This window comes from Streptomyces sp. NPDC002680, assembly GCF_042889145.1.
Lineage (GTDB): Bacteria > Actinomycetota > Actinomycetes > Streptomycetales > Streptomycetaceae > Streptomyces > Streptomyces adonidis.
In genome coordinates, this window is record NZ_JBIAQP010000007.1 from 193,309 (window position 1) to 216,975 (window position 23,667).

The following is a 23,667-nucleotide window of genomic DNA, read 5'->3' on the forward strand; positions in this document are numbered from 1 at the left end:
GACGGGAAGTGCTGTCGACTCAGGTGGCCAGCGGATCCAGCACCAGCGGCTCGATCTTGCCCTCCAGCATGTACCCGAGGCCCTGCACCGCGCACACGTCCGGTCGTTCCGCGATGTGCACCGGCATGCCCGTGGCGTGCCGCAGCATCTGGTCGAGGCCGGGGAGCAGCGCGCTGCCGCCGACCATCATGATCCCGCGGTCGGCGAGGTCGGCCACCAGGTCCGGCGGGCAGTCCCGCAGCACCTTGCCGATCCCGTCGAGTACGGCGGTCAGCGGCGTCTGGATGGCGTCGCGCACGGCGGCGGTGTCGACCTGGACGGAACGGGCGAGACCGGTGGCGACGTCCCGTCCGTGGATCTCGGTGGACTCCGGGCCGTGCGGGGTGAGCCCGTTGCCGGAGAGGGCCAGCTGCAGCGGACGTACCGACTGGCTCGGCAGCATCAGCTCGTGCTGATGCCGGAGATGCTGCACGATCGCGTGGTCGACGGCCTCGCCGCCGACCGGAATGCGCTCGGCGGTCACGATCGAGCCGAGGGAGAGCACGGCGAGCTGGGTGGCGGCGGCCCCGCACACCATGACCATGGTCGCCTCGGGCTGCTCGACCGGCAGTCCGCACCCCACGCCGGCGGCGATGAGCGTGTCGACGAGTTCGACGCGCCGGGCGCCGAGCCCGACGAGCGTCTCGATGGTCGCGCGCTGTGCGAGCGGGTCGGCGTCGTGCGGGTAGCAGGCGGCGGCCCGCAGGAAGGGCTTGCGGCGCAGCGTACGCCGTACCTTGTCGCCGATCAGGTGCCGCAGCATGCGCTGCGCCATCTCGATGTCGACGACGGTCCCGCCGGACACGGGCCGTACGACGCGGATGTAGTCGGGCGTACGCCCCGTCATCTTCTCGGCGAACTCCCCGACCGCGATCAGCGCGCCGGTCCTGGTGTTCACGGCGGCGACGGACGGCTGGTCGACGACGAGCCCGGCCCCCTTGACGTAGACGCGGGTCCGCGCGGCCCCGAGGTCGACGGCGAAATGGCAGCGGCGCATCTGTTCCAGACTGACGGTCATGGCAGATCCTCCCGAGAGCGCAGACCGTACGGGCCCGCCGGTCGGCGGGCCTCCACTGGCATCGTGCGGGTGGCGGGGGAGGGGGCGCCTGTTGTAGGGGGCCGGGTGGGGTGCCGCCGTATGGGTAATTTATCCCTTATGTCGCAATTATGACCAAGGTCCCGAAGGGGCTGCCGAAGGTCCCGAGAAGACCGCCGAAGGTCCTGAGGAGACGACCGCCGAAGGTCCCGAGAACGTCACCGAAGGTCCGGGTCCGGGTCCGGGTCGGGCGGGCCCACGATCCCCCGCACCACCCCCAGCTCCACCAGATCCTGCGGCCGGATCCGGAGCTGGTCCGCCGTCGCCCGCACCTCCCCCTCCGAACGCTTGAGGATGGCCGCCGCCAGCTCGGGCGCGATGACGGAGAAGTAACTGTCCGGGGTGGCCCAGGTGTTGCCGGGGGCGGCCAGCGCGAGCGCGCCGCCCGAGCCGCCCTCGCCGATCAGCAGTGTGGTGACCGGTGTACGGGCGGTGGCGACCGCGCCGAACAGGTCCGCGATCGCGGCTCCCGCGCCCTCTCGTTCCGCGGCGGCGTCGTTCGCGGCGCCCGGGGTGTCCACCAGGGTCAGGACCGGGATGCCGAGCCGGTCCGCGAGGCGGATCAGCCGGGCGGCGGTGCGATAGCCGGCGGGGCGGGTGGCGGTACCGAGCTGGGCGGCGTACGCGACGGTCCGCCCGTTCACCGCGCACTCGCCGAACCCGCATGCCATACCGGGGTCGGTGCCGCCGCAGCGGTCGCCGCTGATCGCGGTGCGCCGGGTGAAGTACGCGTCCAAGTAGGCGTCGGCGCGCGGGCGTTGAGGCGACCGCGCGCGCCGGACGGCGTCCCAGCCGGTGGCGGAGAGGGCTTCGGCGGCGAGGGACGGCGGTGGCGGGGCGGCCTCCGCCGACCTGTCACTTGACCCGTCACTCGACCTGTCACCGACGCTCAGCAGCCAGAGCCAGCGGGCCAGCGTCTCCCGGAGCGCCTCGGGACGTACGACCGCGTCGGCCGCGCCCGCAGCCACCTGCGCCTCGGCCGTGTACGCCGCCGGGTCCGCGTCGGCGGGCCGCACCCGGGAACCCGCGAAGCCCACCTGGGCGCCGGGCAGGGCGAGGATGACATCGGCGCCCGCGCCCAGGGTCGCCCAGCCGCCGCCGGTCGTCGGATCCCGGAGGACCGCGATCTGCGGCAGGCCCGCCTCGCGGGTGAGCGCCGACTGCCGGGCCACGCGCTGGAGTTGGGTCAGCGCGAGCATGCCCTCCTGCATCCGGCTGCCGCCCGTCGCGACGAGCGGCACGACGGGCAGCCGGTTGGCGCGCGCGTGCTCGTACGCCAACTCCAGCCGGTCGCCGGTGCGTTCACCGAGCGAGCCGCCGAGAAAGCCGAACTCGAAGACGATCAGGACGGCCGGGGTGCCGCCGATGCGCGCCGTACCGCAGACGACGGACTCCTCCTCGCCGGTACGGGCGGTGGCGCGGGCGCGCGAGGCGTCGTAACCCTGCCAGGCGAGAGGGCCGTCCGCCTTGAACTCCACGATCGGGTACGGGAGTTCGCTGAACGTGGAGTTGTCGCAGACGAGGGCGATGATCTCGCGGGCGGAACTGCGCGCAGGCCGAGCGTAAGGCGTGGGGCCAGTCATGGGGCCAGTCATGGGGTCAGTCACTGGGGAGGGCTCGCTTCATGATCTTCCCCATGTCGTTGCGTGGGAGGGCGTCCAGATAGCGCACGACCCGGGGCCGTTTGTGCGGGGCGAGCCGACCGGCGACATGGCTCGCCAACTCGTCGGCGTCCGGCGGGGATTGGGGATCGGCGGGGACGATCCAGGCGACGATCCGCTCACCCAGGTCGGCGTCGGGCTCCCCGGTCACGGCGGCCTCGCGCACTCCCGCGTGTTCAAGGAGCGCGTTCTCGATCTCGCCCGCGCCGATCTTGTAACCGCCGCTCTTGATCAGGTCGGTGGCCTTCCGGCCGACGATACGGACGTAGCCGTCGGGATCGCGCACCGCCATGTCACCGGTGCGGAACCAGCCGTCGGCGGTGAACGCGGCGGCGGTGGCGTCGGGCCGGTTCAGGTACTCGGTGAACAGGTTCGGCCCGCGCACCTGGATCTCACCCACGGTCTCGCCGTCGTACGCCGTGATGGGCGCCCCGTCCTCCTCGACGAGTCGCAGCTCGACGCCCGGCAGCGGTACGCCGACCGTGCCCGCGCGGGGCTCGCCGTCCGCGCGGACGCTCGTATTCATGAGCGTCTCGGTCATGCCGTACCGCTCCACGACCCGCCGCCCGGTCGCGGCGGTGATCCGCTCGTGGTCGTGCACGGGCAGCGCGGCCGACCCGGAGACGAGCAGACGGGCCCGGCCGAGGGCCCCGGCGAGTTCCGGGTCGCCGGGGAGCGCCTCCGCGATCCGGTGGTACATCGTCGGTACGCCGAAGAGCATCGTCGCCCCGTCGTTCAGCTCACGGGTCACACCCTCCGTCCCGAACCGCCCGAGGTGCCGCACCGAGCCGCCGCGCCGCAGCGGGCCGAGGACGCCGAGAATCAGACCGTGCACATGAAAGAGCGGAAGCCCGTGCACCAGCACGTCCTCGGAGGTCCACTGCCAGGCGTCGGCGAGCGCGTCCAGGGTGGTGGCGATGGCCCGGCGCGGGATGACGGCACCCTTGGGCGGGCCGGTGGTGCCGGAGGTGTAGACGATCAGGGCGGGGGTTTCGGGGGAGGGCTCGGGGGATGCGTTTGTGGCGGGGGCTGCTGTGGGGCGTACATCGATGTCGACCCGCTCCAACGAGCCGAAGGCGGCGGGGAGTTGGTCGCCGGGTGCGGTGAGTACGAGCGCGGGCGAGCTGTCCTTGAGGATGTGCCCCAGTTCGCTCTCGCCCGACTTCGGGTTGAGCGGCACCGCCGGGATCCCGGCCAGCAGCGCGGCCACGACGCCGACGGCCGTCTCCAGTGTCGGCGTGGCCCAGACGGCGACCCGTCCGGCGCCCGCTCCCGAGATCCGGTCGGCGAGGGCTCCGGCGGAGGCGGCGAGTTCGGCGTACGTCAGCGAGCGCTCGCCGAAACGCAGGGCGGGCCGTCCGCCCTGCGTACCGGTGGGGCTGTCGGCCAGCCCGGGAAAGAGAGAGGACACGCGTCGTACTCCTTCGATCGTCGATCATCACACCAGTCGAACCCCGAACAGTCGAACAGGTGCCGTCGCGACTGTCACCCCCAGCCGGGCACCACCAGGACCAGCCACACCACCGCCGGAACCACAGCCACCACGATCCCTCCGTACATCATCAACTGCCGGAAGAAACGCTCACGGTCGACATCCGCGGCCGAGGCCAGCACCAGCGCCCCGTTCGTCGAGAACGGACTGACGTCCACCACCGTCGCCGACACCGCGAGCGCCGCCACCATCCCGACCGCCCCGATCTCCCCCTGCGCCAGGAACGGCACCGCCAGCGGAATCAGCGCCCCCATGATGCCGACGGAGGACGCGAACGCCGAGATCACCGCGCCGATGTAGCAGAGGAGCACGGCGGCGAGCAGCGGTACGCCGATGTCGCCGACCCCCTCGCCGGCCCAGGTGATCGTGCCCATCTCGTCCAGCACGCCGACGTAGGTGAGGACACCGCAGATCACCAGCACGGTCGTCCAGGCGATCTGCCCGACGGCCTTGCGACTGTCCTCGGGCCAGCAGGCGGCGAGCAGGACGGCGAGGGTGATGGAGGTGAGCCCGGCGTCGAGATCGAAGGCGAGCACGGCGACGACGAGAAGGACGAGGGAGACGAGGGTGGCGATACGGGCGGGGGTGAGCTGGAGGGCCTCTTCCGTACGGACGGACACCCCGCCGCCATCGTCGGCGGCGCTGTGTCCGATGGCGGGGTCCTCACCGCCTCTTTCGCCCCCTCCACGGCTCAGCTTCAGCCCCCCGAACAGCACGAACACCACTGCCGCGATCGCGAGGTTGACGAAGAGGGAGGCGAGGAAGAGGGCGATCTCGTTGCCGGGAAGCTTCTCCTTCTCGACGATGCCGTTGACGATCGACCCGTAGATACTGATCGGCGAGAAGCCGCCGCCCTGCGCCCCGTGCACCACCATCGCGCCCATCAGCAGGGGGCTGATGCCGTACCGCGCGGCGAAACTGAGCGCGATCGGCGCCACGATGGCGACGGCCGCCGGACTGACCGCGCCGATCGCGGTGAGCGCCCCCGTCAGCACGAACATCACCCACGGAATGAGCACGACCCGCCCGCGCACCAGCCGGACCGAGGCGTGCACCAGCCAGTCGGTGGTGCCGTTGGCCCGGGCGATCGCGAACAGATAGGTCACCCCGACCAGCACGACGAACAGCGAACCGGGAAACCCGGCGAAGATCGTGTCGGTGTCGAGATCGGCCACGAGCTCGCCCACCCCGAAGGCGGCGGCGAACGCGAGCGCGCCCATGTTGATGGAACGGGTCGTGGCGATCACGAACACCACGACAAGCACAAGGATCGAAATCAGTTCGGCGGACATACGGGCTCCCGTCCTTGGGTCCCTTGTCGACGAGTGGGGGAGAGAGGGTGTGGCGGACTGACTGAGCGGCTGAGCGGCTGACTGGTCCTGCCAAGATTGGCTAAGTGGCTGAACCACATTGGGCGTTGGTCTCGGCAAGCGTCAAGAGACGTGACGCAAATTGGCTCAGCCACTCATCCACTCAGCCAGTCGACCACTCGGCCACAAGGCCACTGAGCCACTCATCCACAGGCCCCCAGAACCGGCGGCTACCCAGTGTTACGCTGCGGCCGAGATGAGGGGGGATGGGCATGGCCGATGCATTGCGCCCGGTGGAAGCCAAAACACGCCTGTACGAGCAGGTGCTCGACCGGCTGCGCAACTACGTCGTCGAGGGCGGCCTGAGAGCCGGTGACCGGCTGCCGCCCGAGCGTGATCTGGCCGCCCGTCTGGGCGTCAGCCGTGCCTCCGTGAAGCAGGCCATCGTCGTGCTGGAGGTTCAGGGCCTGGTCGAGGCCCGCCACGGCGGTGGTACGTACCTCGTGCGCGACAGCCTTGAGGTCGAGCCCGTGGAGCAGCTCGTCGAGCGTCGGCGCCGGCTGCCCGACGTACTCGACGCCCGCGAGGCTCTGGAGACCAAGCTCGCCGAACTGGCCGCCGAGCGCCGCACGGCGGAGGACATCGCGGAGCTGCGTGCCGCGCTCGGTGTCATGGGCGAGGAGATCGACGAGGGCGCGAACGGGGTGGAGGGGGACCGTCTCTTCCACGCCGCGGTCACGGCGGCGGCCCACAGTGGCATTCTCGCCGAGTTCATGCGGTCGATCGCCGACCAGATCACCGAGAGTCGCCACGAGTCCCTGCGCCAACCGGGCCGTCCCGTCCGCTCCTTGGCCCAGCACATGGCCATCTTCGAGGCGATCGAGGCCGGACAGCCGAGGCAGGCCGCCGCCGCGATGCGACGACATGTGCGGACGGTGGCGAAGGTGCGGCTGCTGGACTGGGATCCGGAGGACGAGGGTTCGCAGTCGGACTGAGCCCGGATCCACCGGCTCGATGCCGGTGGATGGTTCACCCAGAAACGAAGAAGTGCCTTGCGACCTGCGGTGATGGGGTTTTATAGGACCACATCAGGCACGGTCGACAAGGCACTTCCGAGATGCAATCCTCAGTACGGCTGAGGGGGTTGGACTATCCGTTGTGTGCTTCGAGTTCGGTCGCCAGCGTCTGTTGGGTGGCCGCCCACGACGCCAGGAGCGCCAAATTGTCAGCGGTCGGTGTGCCCGCGGGTGCGGTGTAGATGTTGAGGTGCAGGCCGGGTTCGGCGGGCAGTTCCAGGGATTCGACGTCCAAGTCGAGTTGGCCCACGATCGGATGGTGCATACGCTTGCGGCCGGACCGGTGCAGCCGCACGTCCTGAGACGCCCACCGCTGCCGGAACAGCTCACTGCACGTTGACAGTTCGCCGACCAAGGCGATCAGCTCCTCGTCGTGCGGATTGCGGCCGGCTTCCATGCGCAGCTTCGCGGCCACGCCACCGGCAACCTGGTCGTAATCGACAAAGAAATCTCTGGCCTCCTCAGGTTTTAGATAGACGAACCGCGCTGTGTTCGCGGGCCGTCGCGGGTCGGCCAGCACCGGTGAATACAGTGCGCGAGCGAGTTGATTCATGGCGAGCACGTCATAACGGCCGTCACCGATCCAGGCCGGCGCATCGGAGATCGCGTCGAGCACCTGCTGCAGCGTCGAGCGCACCGCCACGGCAGGCCTGCGCCGGCGTGGGCTGCGGGGCGCCCTGGATTGGCGCGCGAGGCGGAACAGGTGGTCGCGCTCGGCCTCGTCGAGCTGCAAGGCAGAGGCCAACGCCTCGAGTACGCCGTCGGAGGCACCGGCGAGGCTGCCGCGCTCCAGGCGCACGTAGTAGTCGACCGATACCCCCGCCAGGAGCGCGACCTCCTCGCGGCGCAGACCTTTGACCCGGCGGTTGCCGCCGTAAGCGGGCAGGCCCGCCTGCTCCGGTGCGATGCGGGCGCGACGCGAGCTGAGAAATTCCCGGATCTCGGTGCGTAGATCCATCGCGGTCATCTCCTCACCGTAAGCCCGTCCCGCAGACTAATGGATATTTGTTGCGGTCGTTGCGATGCCGCCGTCCACCGGGATGATGGCGCCCGTGAGGTAGGACCCGGCCCGGCTGGCGAGAAACACGGCGGCACCCGCCATGTCGTCGTCGCGGCCGACCCGGCGCAGAGGGGCCGCCGCCGCGATCGTGTCGCCCATGGCATCGAGAGTGGTCGCCATCATCTGCGACGGGAACACTCCCGGTGCCACCGCGTTCACCGCGATGTGCTGTGGGCCCAGCTCCCTGGCAAGCACCCTGGTGAGCTGATGGAGTGCCGCTTTGCTGCTGGCGTACGAGTAGTTGGGCGACGGGGCGACGTGGATGGCGGCGATGCTGCCGATGTTGATGATCCGTGCGGGATCATCGGCGGTGCCCGCCTTACGAAGTGCCGGGAGCAGTGCCTGCACCAGCCAGAACGGCGACTTGAGGTTGAGGTCGAGCACGGTGTCCCAGGCCTCGTCCGGGAACGTCTCCAGCGGCTCGCGCCACATCGCTCCCGCGTTGTTGACAAGGATGTCCAGGCGTTCCGAGTCGGCCTGGACAAGATCAGCGAGGCGCTGACACTCGTCGTGCCTGGACAGGTCGGCGGGGATTGCTCGAACGTCGCCGAATTCGGACAGTAGACGCTGTGCCTCCGCGCACGTGTCTGCGTTGCGTGAGCTGATGACGACGCGGGCGCCCGCCTGGAGAAGGCCGCGCGCAATCATCATCCCAATTCCCCTGGTGCCGCCAGTGACAAGGGCGTACTTTCCCCTCAGATCGAAAAGTTCTGTGTGAGTGGTGAACTGGTTCTCCGTCATTGGTCTCCGTCACTTCTGTCGTAAAAGAATGTGCCGACACGGTCGCGTATTCGGGGCAGCTGAATTGCATGATGATGGTGAAGCTGCAGTGCGTTTCCATGGCGTGTTGTCGGCACTTTCGGCTCAACCAGATTGACAGGTGTTTGGAATGTCGGGGAGACCCTGGTGATACAGGTACTGTCAGAACCTCCCTTCCTGGTGCGCTGAGTCAGGATCACCCCGGCTTGATGCCCGTGGATGGTTCACCCAGAAACGAAGAAGTGCCTTGCGACCTGCGATGTCGGGGTTTTTCTAGGACCACATCAGGCACGGTCGACAAGGCACTTCTGAGTGCGGGCCCCGAAACGATCAACCGGGAATCAAGCCGGTGGATCCGGGTTGAGGCAGCTCGAGTTGTACGCGGTGACGGTTGGTTCCAGACGGTGTCAGACCGGCTGACGATCCGTCGGAGCTCGCGGGCGGTTCGAGGTGACATGGCTTGTATCCCGGCATCAAGGAGAGCACGGGCTTCGAGGGGATTGCCGCAGCAGTACCAGTGCGCGTTGCCCCACTCGTAGTCGTGCCACAGTTCCCGCTCGGGACGACGGACGTAGTCCTTCCATAGGCGTACGGCCGCGCTGATGTCCCCTGGCTGGAGATGGTTGCGGGTCTGTTCGAGACGGAAGATCTCGGACAGCGCACCGGGGGACAAGCCGTCGATGCCCGGCCTTGCTACGGGATTCCGGCTGCGGGGAATGCCGGCCCGGATATGTCCTGGCCGTCTACGCGGCATGGACCTTCCGGTTGGTCGTCATGCCGTACATCGTGCCACGATCCCGAACAATGCCTCGAACGGGTTTGTCCGCCCGGGGGTTCGCCCGTGTGATGCCACCCTCCCGCTGCTTCTGTGGCAGCCGTTGTCAGAAGGGCACGCCGGCGCGCCTGGCAAGCCTGGTGAGTCGGGGATTGCTGCGGCGATGCAGAGACGTCAAGGTGGGGCCATGCGGCGAGTTTCGAGGAAGTCTCGGCGCTCGGCGGCGCCCCTGGCGTCTGAAATCCCCGCGCCGCCTACCACCGCCGCGTCCCCACGACCGTGCTCAGGTCGGGAGCGAGGCGGAGTTCCACCGTCCGGAGGGCGGGGTGTTCCAGCCAGTGCAGCCGGGCCCGGTCGGGGGCGCCCTCGTGCAGTGGCGGGTAGCCGGCCGCCGGGGTGAAGTCGTCGATGACGACCGTGCCGCCGGGGGCCAGCAGGCTGTGGACGTCGGCCGGTGGGTCGCCCGGTGTCTTGCCCTGGCCGCCGCCGTCCAGCACCAGCAGGTCGTACGGCGCCTGCTCCGCGATCCTCTGCCAGTCGCCCTCGACGACCTCGACGGCGGAGTGGTCGGCGAACAACTCGGCTGTACGGCCGGCGAGTCGGGGATCGCGCTCCACGCTCACGACCCGCACGTCCGCCCCCGCCCCCGCCCCCGACGCCAGCCAGGCCAGCCCGACCCCACACCCCGTGCCGGTCTCGCCGATTCGGGCACCCGCGCCACCGGCCAGGGCGTGCAGCAGACGGCCCTGTTCGGGGCGGCAGGAGTACGGGAAGCCGTGTTCGCGGGCGGCGGCGACCGCGCGTCGTACCAGCGGGGGAAGGGTGGAGGGGGCGAGGGTCGCGTAGGCGTCGGTTCCGGTGAGGGCCATGGTGCAGATGGTGCCGTACGCCTGCCCTCGGCCCTCGGCCCTCTGAGGTGAGCGCCCCGCCTTGCTCCGTTGCAGCGTCGGTCACTGCGTCCGTATCACGTCCGCCACCACACAACTCACGTTGTCAGGACCCCCGTTGGCGTTAGCCGCCTCGACAAGGGCAGCTGTTGTCGCGTCCGGGTCGGGGATCGTGGTCAGGAGGTGCTGGATCGTGTTCTCCGGTACCGCCCTGGTCAGGCCGTCGGAGCAGAGGAGGTAGCGGTCGTCCGCCTGGGCGTCGTGCAGGCGGAGGTCGGGAGAGGGTGACGGGGACTTCGTCAACGCCTTGCGGAGCAGGGTGCGTTGGGGGTGGGTCGTGGCCTCCTCGGGGGTCAGTCGGCCCTCGTCGATCAGCGACTGGACGAGTGTGTGGTCGTGGGTGATCAGGAAGAGTTCGCCGTCGCGCAGGAGGTACGCGCGGCTGTCCCCGATGTGTACGAGGGCCAGGCGCGAGCCCGTCCACACCATCGCGGTGAGGGTCGTGCCGATGTCGTCGGTCACCTCGTCCCCCGTTTTCCCGTGCTCGGCCCCGGCGACGTCCCGGACCGCCTGGGCGGCGCCCTGGACCGCGTCCTCCAGGAGGTTCAGGACACTGCCCGCGGTCAGCGGTTCGGCGTCCAGGAACTTCAGGGCCTCGACGGCGGCCGTACTGGCCGGTGCGCCCCCGGGGCCGAAGCCGTCGGCCACGGCCAGTACGCGTGAACCGGCGTACGCGGTGTCCTGGTTGGCGGCGCGGACCAGACCGATGTCGGTGCGGGCCGCGTAACGGAGTTCGAGCAGGTCGGTGCCTGTCATGGGTGTGGTGTCCTTCCTCGGCGGTGTCGAGAGATGGTCGACGAGGAACATGGCGAGATCCCGCCGGGCCGCGGTCTCCGCCTCGATCCGGGCCCAGAAGGCCCGGATCTCCTGGGCGGCGGCCGGTGGCTCCATGGCCCCGACCTGCCGGATACGGGCCAACGGCATCCCCAGCCGGCGCAGCCAGGCCACCAGCCGGGCCTGCTCCAGCTGCTCGGCCGCGTAGTAGCGGTACCCGGTGTCGGGGTCGACGCGGGCGGGACGGAGCAGGTCCAGTTCGTCGTACAGCCGCAGTGCCTTCGGCGACAGCCGGCACGCTCTCGCGAACGCCCCGATCGTCAGCATCTCCGGATTCGGCATGGTGTGCCCCGTTTCCCGTTTTCCCGCTTGTCCGCCAAGCTCCTCGTTCCGCCACCGATGCTGCGGCTTCCCCGAAGGTGAAGGTCAAGCAGCGGTTAACCTTCACTCGGTATCAGTGGTGTACGGCAGTACACGCCTTACAGAGGGAGTCCCCGTGGTTCGCATCGCGATCGTCACCTACGACCCCCGTCCGGGGACCAGCAAGGACCGCGATCTCCCGGTTCTCGTACGGGAGTTGACCGCGGCCGGCGCCGACACGGCCGCCGTGTACTGGGACGATCCCGACATCGACTGGGCGTCCTTCGACCTCGCGCTGGTCCGCTCAACCTGGGACTACACCTGGCGTGCGGAGGAGTTCGCGGGCTGGCTGGAGCGGTGCGGGAAGCTCACGCGGGTCGCGAATCCGGTCGGCGTCCTGCGCTGGAACATGGACAAGCGGTACCTCGGTGAGCTGGCCGCGGCCGGTGTCCCCACAGTCCCCACCACCTACCTGGCCCCCGGCGACGTTCCCGATCTTCCCGGCGACCGCGAGTACGTCGTCAAGCCCACCTCCGGTGCCGGCGCCCGGTATGCCGCCCGCTACACGACCGAGGACCGGGAGACGGCCGTACGGCATCTCGCGCGGATGCACGCCGAGGGGTTCACGGCGATGGTGCAGCCGTACGTCGGGAGCATCGACGTCACCGGGGAGCGTGCGCTCCAGTTCTTCGGTGGGCGGCTGCTGCACGCCAGTCGCAAGGGGGCCGTGCTCGCGCCAGGCGCGGCGTACGACGACGACAAGGTCGCTCATCCCGACCTCACCGTCTGGGACCCGACCCCGGCGGAACTTGCCTTGGCGGAGCGGGCGTTGGCTGTCGTGCCGGGCAACTCGTCCCTCCTGTACGCCCGGGTGGACCTCGTCCTCGGTGATGAGGGTGAACCCCTGGTCATGGAGCTGGAGTTGATCGAGCCGAATCTGTTTCTCGATCTGCATCCGGGGTCTGTCGCGGGGGTTGTGGAGGCTGTTCTGCGGGCTGCTGTCGACTAAGGGGTCGGGGGGAGAGGTGGTGTGTCGGCTGCTGGGTCGTCGTGGCTGGTCGCGCAGTTCCCCGCGCCCCTTTGGGGCGCGCCCCAAAGGGGCGCGGCCCCTCAGCCCTTCACCCCCACCCGCTGCAACAGCCCCCACGTGAACTCCGCCACGCACTCCCTTCGTACCCCCGTCCCGTCCGGTGCCGTGAATGCCAGGCCCCAGCGGGTCGGGGCCGTTCCCTCCAAGGGGCGGGCCGGGGCGAAGGCGCGGGCGGCCTCGTCGACCGTGCAGGACCAGGGGTGGAGGTCGTCCAGGGTGCGGAGGTCGGGGGCGGGGGCGCCCGGGGCTCGTACCAGCCACTCGTTCCACGCCGTGCCGTTGGGGGCGACGAGCACCTCGAAGCGGAGGTCGGGCCAGAGAGGGAGGGGCCACAGCCAGGCCTCGCACTCCAGGTCGCCGATCTTGCGCGAGGTCACCGACTCGGGGGTGCCGAGGACCGAGCGGTAGCGGGAAGCGGCGGCGCGGGCACGCGGCGAGCGCACCATCGCCTGCCAGCGCTTGTTGGCCTCCCGCATCTCCGCGAGCGAGACGCCCAGCTCATGGCGGGCGTCCTCCACCAGGTCCGGGTTGTGGTCGGCCATGCGGCGCAGCAGCACCAGCTGGAAATCGAGCAGCATGCGAACCATCGTCCCCCACGTCGCGCGCCCATTGCCCGCCCGAGCCCTTGTGGTTAGCCTGTGCTCTGTTCGTCATTCCGATCGTCTGTTGAAATCTCGAACGACATCGCTACCGCCACCGAAAAGCAATAAACACCAGAGGGGGCCGTCATGGGACGCCTCGTACCTGCCGTGACCCGGGCTCTCGACATTCTTGAGCTCTTCCTGGACGGAGACGGGACGCTCTCCGCCCCGGACATCGTGCGCCGGCTCCAGCTGCCGCGCACCACCGTGCACGAACTGGTGACGACGCTCGCCGCCCGTTCGTACATTGTGCAGGTCCCCGGCCAGCCGGGTCGCTACCGCCTGGGCGTCCGCCCGTACCAGCTCGGCAGCCGTTACGCGGAGCAGCTGGACCTGGCGGCCGAGGGTCAGCAGGTGGCCCGTTCCGTCGCCGAGACCTGTGACGAGACGGTGCACGTCGCGATCCTCGAAGGCACGGACGTCATCTACATCGCCAAGGTGGACTCCACCCACGCGGTCCGGATGGTGTCGGCGGCCGGCCGCCGACTGCCCGCCCACTGCACCTCCGTCGGCAAGATGCTGCTGGCCTCGCTCCCCGACCACGAGCTGAGCGCCCGCGTCCCCGACAACGTCCCGCTGGCCGCGATGACGCCGAACAGCATCACCGACCCGGCGGCCCTGCGTGAGGCCCTCGCGGAGATCCGCCGCCGTGGCGTCGCCGTCGAGAACCGCGAGTCGAACCCGGACGTCAGCTGCGTCGCCGCGCCGGTGCACGACCGTACGGGCCGGGTGGTCGCCGCACTGTCGATCTCCGTCCCGATGATCCGCTGGAGCGACGACCACCGTTCGGAGCTGGAGCAGCTCGCCGCCAAGGGCGCCGCCGAACTCTCCGAGCGCCTCGGTCACCGGAGCGTGGCATGACGACGTACGAGCCCGCCCTCGAAGTGGCCGTCCAGGCACAGGCGACCCTCGGCGAGGGCCCCACCTGGGACGCGGCGAAGTCCCGGCTGATCTGGATCGACATCCTCGGCTCCCGCGTCAACACGTACGACCCGTCGACGGGCCGCCGTACGGTCATGGCGACGGAGCAGCACGTGGGCGCGGCCAAGCCCCGCGCGGGCGGCGGCCTGGTCCTGAACCTGCGCGACGGAGTGGCCCTGTACGACGCCGAGGGCGCCGCCCCGGCCGACGCGCTCACCTCCGACCCTGTTCCCGCCCCCGCCCCACCCCCCGGCAGCTTTCGCTGGCTGCACCACGACCCCACCCCCGGCCGCCGCGCGAACGACGCGGCGGTGGCGCCCGACGGCTCCCTGTGGGCGGGCACGATGCGCTACGACGAGGCGCCGGGCGGCGGCACGCTGTCCCGGCTGACGGGCGACGGTGAGGTCACGACCGTCCTGGACGACGTGGCGGTGAGCAACGGCACGGGCTGGAGCCCGGACGGCCGGCTGATGTACTACATCGACTCACCGACCCGCCGCGTGGACGTCTTCGACGTGTCGGCCGACGGCCAAAGTGTCACGGGCCGCCGCCAGTTGGCGCTGATCGAGGAGGGCGCGGGCTTCCCCGACGGCCTGACGGTCGACGCGGACGGCTGTGTCTGGGTCGCCCTGTGGGACGGCGGAGCGGTCCGCCGCTACACCCCGTCCGGCACCCTGGACCGCACGATCACCCTCCCCACGGTCCGCCCCACGGCCTGCGCCTTCGGCGGCCCGAACCTCACGGACCTGTACATCACCACGGCCCGGGTGGGCCTGACCACGCCGCACCCGCTGTCGGGCTCGCTCCTGGTCGTACCGGGGGCGGGCAAGGGAGTGGCCCAGCCGGCGTTCGCGGGCTGAGCGGACCCCACGCGGTCACTGGCCGGCAGGCAACGGGGTTCCCGTGGCCTGCCGACCGCCCTTTCCATGCCGGATTCGCGCGGGGTCGCCTCGCGGCGCCCGCAACGGTCACTCGGTCCGGCCTGTCTTTCTGCTGGGGGTCCGGGGGTCGTCCCCCGGGAAACGCAGCGCCGCCTTCAACTCCTCCGGCAGCAACGGCGGCCCGCTCAGCGGTGGCTTGAGCGGGCCGATCGCCGCCGCCAGTACGACACTTGGCGTCAGGAGCACCTCCGCGCCGCGTTCCAGGGACGTCACGTCCGTGACCCGGCGCGCTATACGGCCGTTGCCGGTGGCCGTGCGCATCAGGCGGCCCACGTACGCCGCCAGCAGCCGGTCCCGGAGGGTGGGGCCCTTCGCCGTGGAGCCCGGGTAGAAGACGTCCTGGCTGGTCGCCAGGTCCCAGGCCGCCGCGACCGGACCGGCCACCGCCTTCTGGATACGGCGGGACAGACCCGGCGTGCCCCAGCCCTGACGGCGGATCACATCCCGTAGCGCCACGGCACTTTGGGCCGCGACCGACATTCCGTGGCCGTAGATCGGGTTGTACGCGGCCAACGCGTCGCCGATCACCGTGAAGTTGTCCGGCCAGGCGGCCATGCGCTCGTAGTAGTGGCGGCGGTTCGAGGTCGTACGGGTGACGGAGACCGCCGTCAGGGGTTCCGCGCCCGCGAGCAGGTCGGCGATCACCGGGTGGCGGAGTTCCTCGCGGGCGAAGCGGGTGAACTCCGCGCCGTCGGAGGGGGGTTCGCCGCCCCGGGTGCCCGACAGGGAGACCAGCCAGCAGCCGTCCTCGATGGGCATGAGGACACCCGCCCGGCCCGGACCGTCCCCCCTCGGATCCGCCTGGACGTTGACCACCGGGAAGCCCTGCCACGCCGCTTCGGGCGCCCGGTACATCCGGCTCGCGTACACGAGCCCCGAGTCGACGACACGGCGGGCCGGTTCGGGCAGGCCAAGTTCGCGCAGCCAGTGCGGGGCACGCGAGGCGCGGCCGGTGGCGTCCACGACCAGGTCCGCGTGCAGGGTGCGCCTGCTGCCGTCGGCGCCGCGCAACCGTACCCCGGTGACGGCCTCGTCGGTGCCCTCCAGGCCCAACACCTCGGCGTGCTCGACGAGTTTGATCCGGTCGTCGTCCAGGACCTGGGCGCGGATCGTCGCGTCCAGCAGATCCCGGCCGCACAGGAACGCGTGGTGCGACTCGTGCCACCGTCGGAACCAGCCCTGCGGCGACAGCGCGACCATGTCCGTCGTGACCGCCAGCCGGTGCGCACCTGCGTCGAGCAGCAACTCGCCCGCACCCGGCACGAGTTCCTCGACGGCCCGGGAACCGCCGGACCACAGCATGTGCACATGCCGGGCCTGCGGCAGGTTTCTGCGCGGCTCGGGGCCGTCGGGCAGGACGTCTCGCTCGACGACGGTCACGCGGTCGGCGAACTCGACCAGGGCACGGGCCGCGAGCAGCCCGGCGAGGGATCCGCCGAGCACGACGGCGGATCTGACAGGGGACGGTTGATCACTCATATACGTGCAGGCTCTCTGCTGGGGCGGTCGCAAGGGCGCGCACCGCCTCGATCTCATCGGGGTGACTCAGGACCTGGGACACGGCTTCGATGCCCTGGAGCAGCTCCGTCAGTAAGTCCGTGGCCCGGTCCGGGACTTGGGGAGGCTGAGGAGACGGGGGAGAGGTGAGCCGGGACGTGTCCCGTGCCTCGATCGCCTCCTGGATCGTCACCGCCGCCGCCAGCGCCCCCGCCCGCTCCGGCCCGCACCCCAGGTGCAGCGCGGCCTCGTACGCCCGTCGCCGCAGCTCCTCGTCGAAGTGCCGGGAGAGCTGGAGCAGGGCGTCGCGGATGAAGGTCTCCCTGCGGGTCAGCCGCAGTTCCGGCGTGGCCCGCAGCGAGAAGGGGACGCCCTTGCCGGTGGCGGTGCGCACCAGGTCGTACAGCGGGCCGAGCCGACGATAGCCGCGCCGGATCTGCCGGCGGTCGCGCAGATACTGGCCGGCGTGCGGCAGCACGAACCCCGTCGCGATCAGTACGGCGGCGACGCCCCCGGCGGCCGGGGCCAGTTCGGTGGAGAGCGGGTCCAGGTCGTTGCCCGTCCAGCGGGCGACGACGGCCGTGCCCTTCGCCGCGTCGAACACCAGGTTGGCGGCATAGCCGACGGCCAGCGACTTGAGGCCCCGGCGCAGCCACACGTCGAGTCCGGCGGTGTGGATCCAGTCGCGGATCAGCCGGTACGTCAGGACACAGGACGTGGTGTGCGCGAGCAGGTAGAGCACGATCAGCTCGCGCATGTACGGCGTACGGGCGTAGTACGTGTCCAGGTCCCGCCGGCGCTCCACGGACGCGTCCGCGAGCCCGAACAGCGCCCACAGCGCGACGATGACGCCCACGTTGCCGACGGTGACCCACCGCATCGCGCGACGCGCCCTGGCGGATCTCCCCGAGTGGCCGGGGATGCCGCCGCGCCACGCGATCATCAGCAGCAGACTCGCGCCGCAGAACGCGACGAGGAGGCTGTAGACCAGGGGCGCCGCGAAGTTGGGCACGCCGGTGACCCGGTTGGTCCGGGCGAGGACCGGCGGCGCCGCGAAGACGAAGATGCCGCAGGCGAGCAGCAGCAGCCCGCCGACCGCGCGCCGCAGCGGATCCCGCCACAGCCTGACGATGCTGGGCAGCTTGAACACCAGGGCGGCGGTCAGCACCGCGATCGGTGTCCCGAACACTAGGACGGGGTACGGCTCGCCCAGGAAGCCGGAGGGGTTCATCGCCGCGCGTTTCCGCTTCCCCGGCCGCGATACCCGAGGGAGGCCTGCACACCGCTGCTGCCCGAACTCGCCGTACGGCCGCCCTCCAGGCCCTCCACCCACGGCCGGAAGACGGTGGCGAGGCGATGGCCGAACTCCTCGGCGTCGGCCTCCTCGGTCTCGCGGGAGCCGTTGCGGGCGGCGACGGCGAGCGCCCGGTCCTGCCCCCACTGCTCGTCGGCGAGCACACGGGCGGCGGTCGCGCCGACGCTGTGGTGGTGACAGTGCCCGGCGTGCAGATGCCACAACTCATGGCCCAGGATGACGAGTTGCTGCACGGCCTCGGCACGCTCCTCGACGATCACCAGGTCGAAGTCGTGGAACTCCACCCACAGACCGGTGACTTCGATCTCGTCGGGGAACCGCTCGAACCGCAGCTCGACGCGCCGCCCGCGCCGCTCGCTCATCTCCTCGCACAGCGCCAGGCACAACTCCCGTACGCCGGAAGGGCCGTTGTCCTCCCCCTGCTTCCTCAGCGCCGTGTCGAGCGCGCCGGTCAGGTCGCGCATCGCGCCCCTGGTCCGGAACCGGTGGGCGGCCCGGGTGGGCAGCAGAGCCGCCAGCGCACCCCTTGCCGCCCGCCTCGTCATACCGCTCGTCAGCCCCCGTGACGTCGTCATCGCTCCGTCTCCTCGCCGCCGCTCAGCAGCCCTTCGAGCATCACCGCGAGGGCTTCCTGCTTGCGCGGGGTCAGCCGCCGGCCGCGCAGGGCCAGCGTGACGACACCGTGCCGGGTCGCGAACCGGACCAGCGGGCCCTCCTCGGCGCCGCCGAGCTCCTCCAGCAGCCGGTGCAGTTCACGGTTGAGGACGACGGGGGCAGGGTCGGTGAAGAAGCCGGTGCCCTGCTCGACGCCGAAGTACGCGGCGAGCGCGGTGAGATCCGGGACGTTCGGCATCTTCTTGCCGAGGAGCAGCTGCCGGGCCCACTCGGGGCTGATCGACAGCGCGTCCGCGACCTCCTTGCAGACCTCGGCGCGCTTGCGGCCGCTCGCCGCGAGCCGCGTCTCGTGGAGCGTGCGCACCCGGCGCCGGATCCGGCCCTCGATGTCGTCGGCCGACGGCTGCGCGCCCCCGGCCAGCAGCGCCTGGATCTCGCCCTCGGTGAGAGCGGTACGGGCCGACAGTCCTCGTACGTCGATGACCTCGGCGCGATCGAGACGGGCGTCGGCGATGCGCTCGTCGAGACGCGCGAGGGTGTTCGAGAGGGTCTCCGAAAGGTTCTCACTCACGGGCCGACCCTACGCGTCCGGACCCCTCCGCACCAGGAAAATCCAACGATCGTTGGAAGCAGCGGAACGATCGTTGGGCACGCACGCCATTGACGTGCGGACACTCCAAAATTACGGTTTTGTTCGAAGTTGCGAGCGGATGCCGATATACCGAACGCCGCACGTCGAACATCCGAGAGGAACCCATGTCCCGCACCGCCCGCTTCACCCTCGACCCCGCCTTCAAGGTCGGCGAGGTCAACCCCCGGCTCTTCGGTTCCTTCGTCGAACACCTCGGCCGCTGCGTCTACACCGGCATCCACGAACCGGACCACCCCGCCGCCGACGAGGCGGGCCTGCGCACCGACGTCCTGGACCTGGTCCGGGAACTCGGCGTCACCGCGATCCGCTACCCCGGCGGCAACTTCGTCTCCGGCTACAAGTGGGAGGACTCGGTCGGCCCGGTCGAGGACCGCCCCCGCCGCCTCGACCTCGCCTGGCGCTCCACCGAGACGAACCGCTTCGGCCTCTCCGAGTACATCGCCTTCCTGAAGAAGGTCGGCCCCCAGGCGGAGCCCATGATGGCCCTCAACCTCGGCACCCGTGGCGTCGCCGAGGCCATCGAACTCCAGGAGTACGCCAACCACCCCGCCGGCACGGCGCTGGCGGAGCGGCGGATCGCCCACGGCGACAAGGACCCCTTCGGCATCAAGGTCTGGTGTCTGGGCAACGAGATGGACGGCCCCTGGCAGACCGGCCACAAGACGGCGACGGAGTACGGCCGTATCGCCGCCGAGACGGCCCGCGCGATGCGCCAGATCGACCCGGGCGTCGAACTCGTCGCCTGCGGCTCCTCCAGCCAGTCCATGCCGACGTTCGCCGAGTGGGAGGCGACGGTCCTGGCGGAGACGTACGACCTCGTCGACTACATCTCCCTGCACGCCTACTACCAGCCCGAGAACGGCGACATCGACTCCTTCCTGGCCTCCGCCGTCGACATGGAGTCCTTCATCGAGAACGTGGTCGCCACCGCCGACCACGTGGGCGCGAAGCTCAAGTCCAAGAAGAAGATCAACCTCTCCTTCGACGAGTGGAACGTCTGGTACATCTCGAAGTGGCACGAGATCGAGAACTCCGGCGTGCGGGACTGGGAAGAGGCCCCGCGCCTCCTGGAGGACGTCTACTCCGTCACCGACGCCGTCGTGTTCGGCTCGCTCCTCATCGCCCTGCTCCGGCACGCGGACCGCGTCACCGTCGCCTGTCTCGCCCAGCTCGTCAACGTCATCGCCCCGATCATGACCGAGCCGGGCGGCCCGGCCTGGCGCCAGACGACGTTCTTCCCGTTCGCGCAGGCCAGCAGGTACGGGCGCGGCGAGGTCCTCGACGTACGGGTGGACTCGCCGACCTACGAGACGAAGAGGTACGGCGAGACGGACCTGCTGCACGCCACCGCCGTACGCGCCGCCGACGGCACGGTCACCGTCTTCGCCGTCAACCGCGACCGCACGCAGCCGCTGCCCCTCGAAGTCGCCCTGAACGGCCTGGAGTTGACGCAGGTCGTCGAGCACAGCGCGATCGCCGACGCCGACCCGGACGCCCGCAACACCCTGGCCGACCCCGAGCGAGTCACCCCGCACCAGGTCACCGCCACCACCCTCCAGGACGGCACACTGACCGCCGTACTGGAGCCGCTGTCCTGGAACGTGATCCGACTGGCCTAGCCCGTACGGCAGTTCAGCTACGGCAGTTCAGCGGCCGGGGGAGGGGACGACCGTCACCGGAACTCCCCCGGCCGCACTCCCCAGCAACGTCAGCCGTACGTCCCCCGGCCCCGACACCGTCGTCCCGTCCGAAAGGACCGCCAGGGCAAGGGTGTTGGCGCCTCGGGTGCGCAGGATGCCGTTCGGGAGGGCGAAGGTGTGCTGGGGGCCGACGTCGTTGATGTACTGGCCCATGTTCCAGCCGTTCAGGAAGATCTGGACGCGGTACGCACGCGCCGGGTTGTCCCGCAGCTCCAGCCCGATCGAGGCGTCGACCCCTGGATCGACGGCGAGCCGGAACCCCGTCCGGTACCAGGTCACCCCCTGCCGCCGCCCCTCGGCACGCGGGAGGTCGACCACATCCCAGCCCTCGTCCGCGTGCCCAGGCAGATGCCACCCTTCCCGTTCCCCGTACAGCCCACCGGTGTTGAGGGGCCCGCGCACCGGATCGGCGGCGGCCTCGCCCTGCAACCGCCACTTCACGGCGGGAGAGGCACCGGTGAAGTTCACGGCCGTCAGCCCGCGCGCGACCTTGTGCGTGTCCAGCGCCTTGCCGTCCATGTCGTGCTGCATCCGCCGCACCAGCACGGACAGCACATGCCGACCGCGCGTACGCGCCTTCTCCGGCACGTCGAAGGTCGCCGTGGCCGCCCAACTCCCCTTCCGTACGGTCTTCTTGTCCGGCACGGGCATCCGGTGCGACCCCAGTGGCACACCGTCGAGCCACGCCATCAGCAGCCCCTGAGTCCCCGTGCTGTAGGCGAGGGACACGGACTCCACCCCCGTGGCGTCGGTGAGGGAGCCCCGGTACCAGACGTCCCCGTAGTGGAAGCCGTAGTCGTCGGCGAACAGCACGGGCTGCCCGTCGGGCACAGCGGTCGTACTGAACGTCGAAGTCCGGTCGGCCACTGTCCACTTGGAGTCGTCGAACCCGGGATCGGACTCGGGGTTCTCCGTGCGGCGACGCCAGCCGCCGAGTGTCGGGAGGCTGACCTTCCCGACCCCGGCAAGCGGCTGCGAGGCCAGCAGACTCCCCGATTCGGTGGCCGATGTCGTCAACGTCCCCTGGTTCCAGACCACTTCACGAACCCCGCGCGGCGCCCACACCTCCAGCTCGGCGGCCTCGACCGTGTCCCCGGTCAACCGCACGACATCGCCCCGCAGTTCGGCGGTCCGCAGCAGCGACGGCCCGTACACCAGCACCGACCCCGAGGGAGTCTCGCGCGGCCACAGCCGTATGGACTCCTCGTCGTCGGCGAGGAGGAGAAGGAGGGGAGCCGAGACCCCACCTCCCTCCACCAACACCCGTGTCAGCCCGCCGAGTCGGGTGGTCACCCGCACCACCCCGTCCGCGTACGAGACCTCCGCGGCCCCGGTCTGCACGGTCACCGTCGGCTCGCTCGCGCACTCCACCGCCGTCACCGTCGTCTCGCCCGAGCGTCCCGTCAGTACGGCGACGTCCTGGCGCCCTGCCGTCAGCCACAGCATCGGCTGGGCGCTGGAGTACGCCAACTTCCGCCGCCCCAGGGCGATTCCGGCGGCCAGGAGACGGGCGTCCGAGGCGGGGACGGTCACCGGCAGGGAGGTCCCGGCGATCGGGAGCGTGGAGGTGACCGGCTCGGCCGAGTCGTTGCGCAGGACGTACACGTGGGCGTGGGTGTCCGGGTTGGTCAGGTGGTAGACCTTGAGCCGTGAGTCGCCCGCAGACACCTGCCGGGCCCGGTCCAGCTTCGCCAACTCCGGTACGGACCGCACCAGATGACCGAACTGGTGCATCGGCACGACCTTCGGGGTGGCCCCGCGCCCCTCGTCGAAGGCGGCGCCGTAGTCGTACGACGTGTACACCTGCGGGGCGGGCAGCCACCCCCAACTCGTGCCGCCGAAGGTCATGTAGACGTTGTGGACGGTGATGCCGTTGGCGAGGTTGGTGAGGTAGAAGCGCCGCTCGTAGGCCGCGTTCCGGGTCCGCGCCGAGCCCCTGTACCCCGCGCCGTCGAACTCGGCCCCGCCCCACGGATCGAACCAGCCGCCCCCGAACTCGGGGATGAACCCCGGGGTCCCGGGACTCGCCGTCGCCCCGCCCTTCTTGCCGCCGATGCCGAAGAGCCCCCAGTCCGGCGGGAGTTGGTCCGGGTCCGGATAGCCGTCGAAGCCGTACAGCCAGCGCCCGCGCTCGCCGCCGGTGTCGAAGGTGCCGGGGGCCCAGTAGCCGTTCCTGCCCAGGTCGTTGTGGAAGAGGGGGACGTCGACACCGTCGGCGCGGACCTTGGCGTACAGGTGGGACATGTAGTCGATGCCGGCGGGCTCGGTGACGTACGAGCCGTACTCGTTCTCGATCTGGTAGAGCAGGACCGTGCCGTCGCCCCGGGTGTAGAGGTGGCGGGCCACGATCTCGTTGACCGCCGTCAGCCACTCGTCGACGTACCCGAGATAGGTGGGGTCGGAGGTGCGGGCCCGGCCCTTCGTCGCGGTCAGCCAGCCGGGGAAGCCGCCCGCGTCGACCTCGGCGTTGATGTAGGGGCCGGGGCGCAGGATGACGTACATGCCGGTCTCGGCGGCCTGGCGGAGGAACAGGTCGAGGTCCCGGACGCCCGTGAAGTCGTACCGGCCGGGGGCGGGGGAGTGGTAGTTCCAGGCGACGTAGATGCTGACGGCGTTGTAGCCGTGGGCGCGCATCTTCTGGAGCACGTCCAGCCACAGGGAAGGGCTCGGCAGGCGGAAGGGGTGCAGCTCGCCCGACCACAGGACGAGCCGTCTGCCGTCGACGAGGAGGGAGTAGCGGTCGAAGCCGACGGTGTGCGGGCGGCCGTCCGCCGTGGGCGGGGCGGGCGGCGGGCCGGTGGGCGCCGTGTCCCCGGGGCCGCCCGGGGCGCCGGAGCCCATGCCCGCGCTGGCGCCGAGAGAGAGACCGAGCGCGGCGGTACCGACGGCTGCGGTGAAGGTTCGTCTGCTCAGCACCAACGGGATCTCCTCGTACACGTGTCCGGT

The 23,667-nt window shown here is 70.6% G+C and carries 19 protein-coding genes; 5 read left to right on the plus strand and 14 right to left on the minus strand.

The window, feature by feature from the left end; genetic code table 11:
* Window positions 1-19 precede the first annotated feature (19 nt).
* From ACFYXF_RS19955 to ACFYXF_RS19970, 4 genes are all read right to left on the minus strand, one after another.
* Window positions 20-1,057 (minus strand): rod shape-determining protein, encoded by a 1,038-nt coding sequence (locus tag ACFYXF_RS19955; RefSeq protein WP_389350921.1) that lies wholly within the window; start codon window positions 1,055-1,057, stop codon window positions 20-22.
* A 236-nt stretch (window positions 1,058-1,293) separates the two neighbouring features.
* Window positions 1,294-2,718 carry a carboxyl transferase domain-containing protein gene (locus ACFYXF_RS19960; RefSeq protein WP_389350922.1) on the minus strand — a complete coding sequence of 475 codons (1,425 nt, stop codon included), beginning with the start codon at window positions 2,716-2,718 and terminating at the stop codon, window positions 1,294-1,296.
* A gap of 16 nt (window positions 2,719-2,734) precedes the next feature.
* Window positions 2,735-4,207: an acyl-CoA synthetase gene (locus ACFYXF_RS19965; RefSeq protein WP_389350923.1), complete on the minus strand. Its 1,473-nt coding sequence runs from the start codon at window positions 4,205-4,207 to the stop codon at window positions 2,735-2,737.
* A 74-nt stretch (window positions 4,208-4,281) separates the two neighbouring features.
* Window positions 4,282-5,580 carry an SLC13 family permease gene (locus ACFYXF_RS19970; RefSeq protein ID WP_389350924.1) on the minus strand — a complete coding sequence of 433 codons (1,299 nt, stop codon included), beginning with the start codon at window positions 5,578-5,580 and terminating at the stop codon, window positions 4,282-4,284.
* Between the two features lie 290 nt (window positions 5,581-5,870).
* On the opposite strand from ACFYXF_RS19970, the gene ACFYXF_RS19975 reads away from it, so the two are divergent.
* Window positions 5,871-6,593 carry a FadR/GntR family transcriptional regulator gene (locus tag ACFYXF_RS19975; RefSeq protein ID WP_369035739.1) on the plus strand — a complete coding sequence of 241 codons (723 nt, stop codon included), beginning with the start codon at window positions 5,871-5,873 and terminating at the stop codon, window positions 6,591-6,593.
* 154 nt (window positions 6,594-6,747) lie between these two features.
* Here the strand turns inward: ACFYXF_RS19975 and ACFYXF_RS19980 are convergent, their stop codons facing one another.
* The 4 genes from ACFYXF_RS19980 to ACFYXF_RS19995 form a co-directional block, all read right to left on the minus strand.
* Entirely contained in the window at window positions 6,748-7,641 is an 894-nt protein-coding gene (locus ACFYXF_RS19980) for a helix-turn-helix transcriptional regulator (RefSeq protein ID WP_389350925.1), read from the minus strand.
* Between the two features lie 27 nt (window positions 7,642-7,668).
* Window positions 7,669-8,475 (minus strand): SDR family oxidoreductase, encoded by an 807-nt coding sequence (locus ACFYXF_RS19985; protein WP_389350926.1) that lies wholly within the window; start codon window positions 8,473-8,475, stop codon window positions 7,669-7,671.
* A 1,047-nt stretch (window positions 8,476-9,522) separates the two neighbouring features.
* Window positions 9,523-10,137 (minus strand): O-methyltransferase, encoded by a 615-nt coding sequence (locus ACFYXF_RS19990; protein WP_389350927.1) that lies wholly within the window; start codon window positions 10,135-10,137, stop codon window positions 9,523-9,525.
* Between the two features lie 81 nt (window positions 10,138-10,218).
* A complete protein-coding gene (locus tag ACFYXF_RS19995; protein ID WP_389350928.1) occupies window positions 10,219-11,331 on the minus strand; it encodes a MerR family transcriptional regulator in 1,113 nt (370 codons plus the stop codon).
* A gap of 154 nt (window positions 11,332-11,485) precedes the next feature.
* On the opposite strand from ACFYXF_RS19995, the gene ACFYXF_RS20000 reads away from it, so the two are divergent.
* A complete protein-coding gene (locus ACFYXF_RS20000; protein WP_389350929.1) occupies window positions 11,486-12,358 on the plus strand; it encodes a RimK family alpha-L-glutamate ligase in 873 nt (290 codons plus the stop codon).
* Between the two features lie 101 nt (window positions 12,359-12,459).
* On the opposite strand, the gene ACFYXF_RS20005 is transcribed toward ACFYXF_RS20000, so the two are convergent.
* Window positions 12,460-13,026, minus strand: a complete 567-nt coding sequence (locus tag ACFYXF_RS20005; RefSeq protein ID WP_389350930.1) for a hypothetical protein — start codon at window positions 13,024-13,026, stop codon at window positions 12,460-12,462.
* Between the two features lie 141 nt (window positions 13,027-13,167).
* On the opposite strand from ACFYXF_RS20005, the gene ACFYXF_RS20010 reads away from it, so the two are divergent.
* The gene (locus ACFYXF_RS20010; RefSeq protein WP_235479394.1) at window positions 13,168-13,941 is read left to right on the plus strand and encodes an IclR family transcriptional regulator; all 774 of its coding nucleotides are present in this window, start codon (window positions 13,168-13,170) and stop codon (window positions 13,939-13,941) included.
* A complete protein-coding gene (locus tag ACFYXF_RS20015; RefSeq protein WP_389350931.1) occupies window positions 13,938-14,861 on the plus strand; it encodes an SMP-30/gluconolactonase/LRE family protein in 924 nt (307 codons plus the stop codon). The genes ACFYXF_RS20010 and ACFYXF_RS20015 overlap by 4 nt, the downstream gene beginning before the upstream one ends.
* Before the next feature lie 108 nt (window positions 14,862-14,969).
* Here ACFYXF_RS20015 and ACFYXF_RS20020 read toward each other — a convergent pair whose 3' ends face one another.
* The 4 genes from ACFYXF_RS20020 to ACFYXF_RS20035 are packed head-to-tail and all read right to left on the minus strand — an operon-like array spanning window position 14,970 to window position 18,940.
* The gene (locus ACFYXF_RS20020) at window positions 14,970-16,421 is read right to left on the minus strand and encodes an FAD-dependent monooxygenase (RefSeq protein WP_389350932.1); all 1,452 of its coding nucleotides are present in this window, start codon (window positions 16,419-16,421) and stop codon (window positions 14,970-14,972) included.
* Entirely contained in the window at window positions 16,414-17,670 is a 1,257-nt protein-coding gene (locus ACFYXF_RS20025; protein ID WP_389350933.1) for an MAB_1171c family putative transporter, read from the minus strand. Before ACFYXF_RS20025 ends, ACFYXF_RS20020 begins: the two co-directional genes overlap by 8 nt.
* Window positions 17,667-18,329, minus strand: a complete 663-nt coding sequence (locus ACFYXF_RS20030; RefSeq protein ID WP_389350934.1) for a toxin-antitoxin system, toxin component family protein — start codon at window positions 18,327-18,329, stop codon at window positions 17,667-17,669. The genes ACFYXF_RS20025 and ACFYXF_RS20030 overlap by 4 nt, the downstream gene beginning before the upstream one ends.
* Entirely contained in the window at window positions 18,326-18,940 is a 615-nt protein-coding gene (locus tag ACFYXF_RS20035) for a transcriptional regulator (RefSeq protein ID WP_389350935.1), read from the minus strand. The genes ACFYXF_RS20030 and ACFYXF_RS20035 overlap by 4 nt, the downstream gene beginning before the upstream one ends.
* 185 nt (window positions 18,941-19,125) lie before the next feature.
* On the opposite strand from ACFYXF_RS20035, the gene ACFYXF_RS20040 reads away from it, so the two are divergent.
* The gene (locus tag ACFYXF_RS20040) at window positions 19,126-20,640 is read left to right on the plus strand and encodes an alpha-N-arabinofuranosidase (RefSeq protein ID WP_389350936.1); all 1,515 of its coding nucleotides are present in this window, start codon (window positions 19,126-19,128) and stop codon (window positions 20,638-20,640) included.
* Window positions 20,641-20,667: 27 nt separating this feature from the next.
* Here the strand turns inward: ACFYXF_RS20040 and ACFYXF_RS20045 are convergent, their stop codons facing one another.
* Complete coding sequence (locus ACFYXF_RS20045) at window positions 20,668-23,640, minus strand: beta-galactosidase (protein ID WP_389351219.1); 2,973 nt, start codon at window positions 23,638-23,640, stop codon at window positions 20,668-20,670.
* Window positions 23,641-23,667 lie beyond the last annotated feature (27 nt).

What these genes read in the sequence shown, in the direction of transcription:
- ACFYXF_RS20025 (WP_389350933.1), bottom strand. Translation starts at nt 17,670, where the DNA reads ATGAACCCCTCCGGCTTCCTGGGCGAGCCGTACCCCGTCCTAGTGTTC.
- ACFYXF_RS20040 (WP_389350936.1), top strand. Translation starts at nt 19,126, where the DNA reads ATGTCCCGCACCGCCCGCTTCACCCTCGACCCCGCCTTCAAGGTCGGC.
- ACFYXF_RS19980 (WP_389350925.1), bottom strand. Translation starts at nt 7,641, where the DNA reads ATGACCGCGATGGATCTACGCACCGAGATCCGGGAATTTCTCAGCTCG.
- ACFYXF_RS20030 (WP_389350934.1), bottom strand. Translation starts at nt 18,329, where the DNA reads ATGACGACGTCACGGGGGCTGACGAGCGGTATGACGAGGCGGGCGGCA.
- ACFYXF_RS19985 (WP_389350926.1), bottom strand. Translation starts at nt 8,475, where the DNA reads ATGACGGAGAACCAGTTCACCACTCACACAGAACTTTTCGATCTGAGG.
- ACFYXF_RS20010 (WP_235479394.1), top strand. Translation starts at nt 13,168, where the DNA reads ATGGGACGCCTCGTACCTGCCGTGACCCGGGCTCTCGACATTCTTGAG.
- ACFYXF_RS20005 (WP_389350930.1), bottom strand. Translation starts at nt 13,026, where the DNA reads ATGGTTCGCATGCTGCTCGATTTCCAGCTGGTGCTGCTGCGCCGCATG.
- ACFYXF_RS19995 (WP_389350928.1), bottom strand. Translation starts at nt 11,331, where the DNA reads ATGCCGAATCCGGAGATGCTGACGATCGGGGCGTTCGCGAGAGCGTGC.
- ACFYXF_RS20015 (WP_389350931.1), top strand. Translation starts at nt 13,938, where the DNA reads ATGACGACGTACGAGCCCGCCCTCGAAGTGGCCGTCCAGGCACAGGCG.
- ACFYXF_RS19990 (WP_389350927.1), bottom strand. Translation starts at nt 10,137, where the DNA reads ATGGCCCTCACCGGAACCGACGCCTACGCGACCCTCGCCCCCTCCACC.
- ACFYXF_RS19960 (WP_389350922.1), bottom strand. Translation starts at nt 2,718, where the DNA reads ATGACTGGCCCCACGCCTTACGCTCGGCCTGCGCGCAGTTCCGCCCGC.
- ACFYXF_RS19970 (WP_389350924.1), bottom strand. Translation starts at nt 5,580, where the DNA reads ATGTCCGCCGAACTGATTTCGATCCTTGTGCTTGTCGTGGTGTTCGTG.
- ACFYXF_RS19975 (WP_369035739.1), top strand. Translation starts at nt 5,871, where the DNA reads ATGGCCGATGCATTGCGCCCGGTGGAAGCCAAAACACGCCTGTACGAG.
- ACFYXF_RS19955 (WP_389350921.1), bottom strand. Translation starts at nt 1,057, where the DNA reads ATGACCGTCAGTCTGGAACAGATGCGCCGCTGCCATTTCGCCGTCGAC.
- ACFYXF_RS20020 (WP_389350932.1), bottom strand. Translation starts at nt 16,421, where the DNA reads ATGAGTGATCAACCGTCCCCTGTCAGATCCGCCGTCGTGCTCGGCGGA.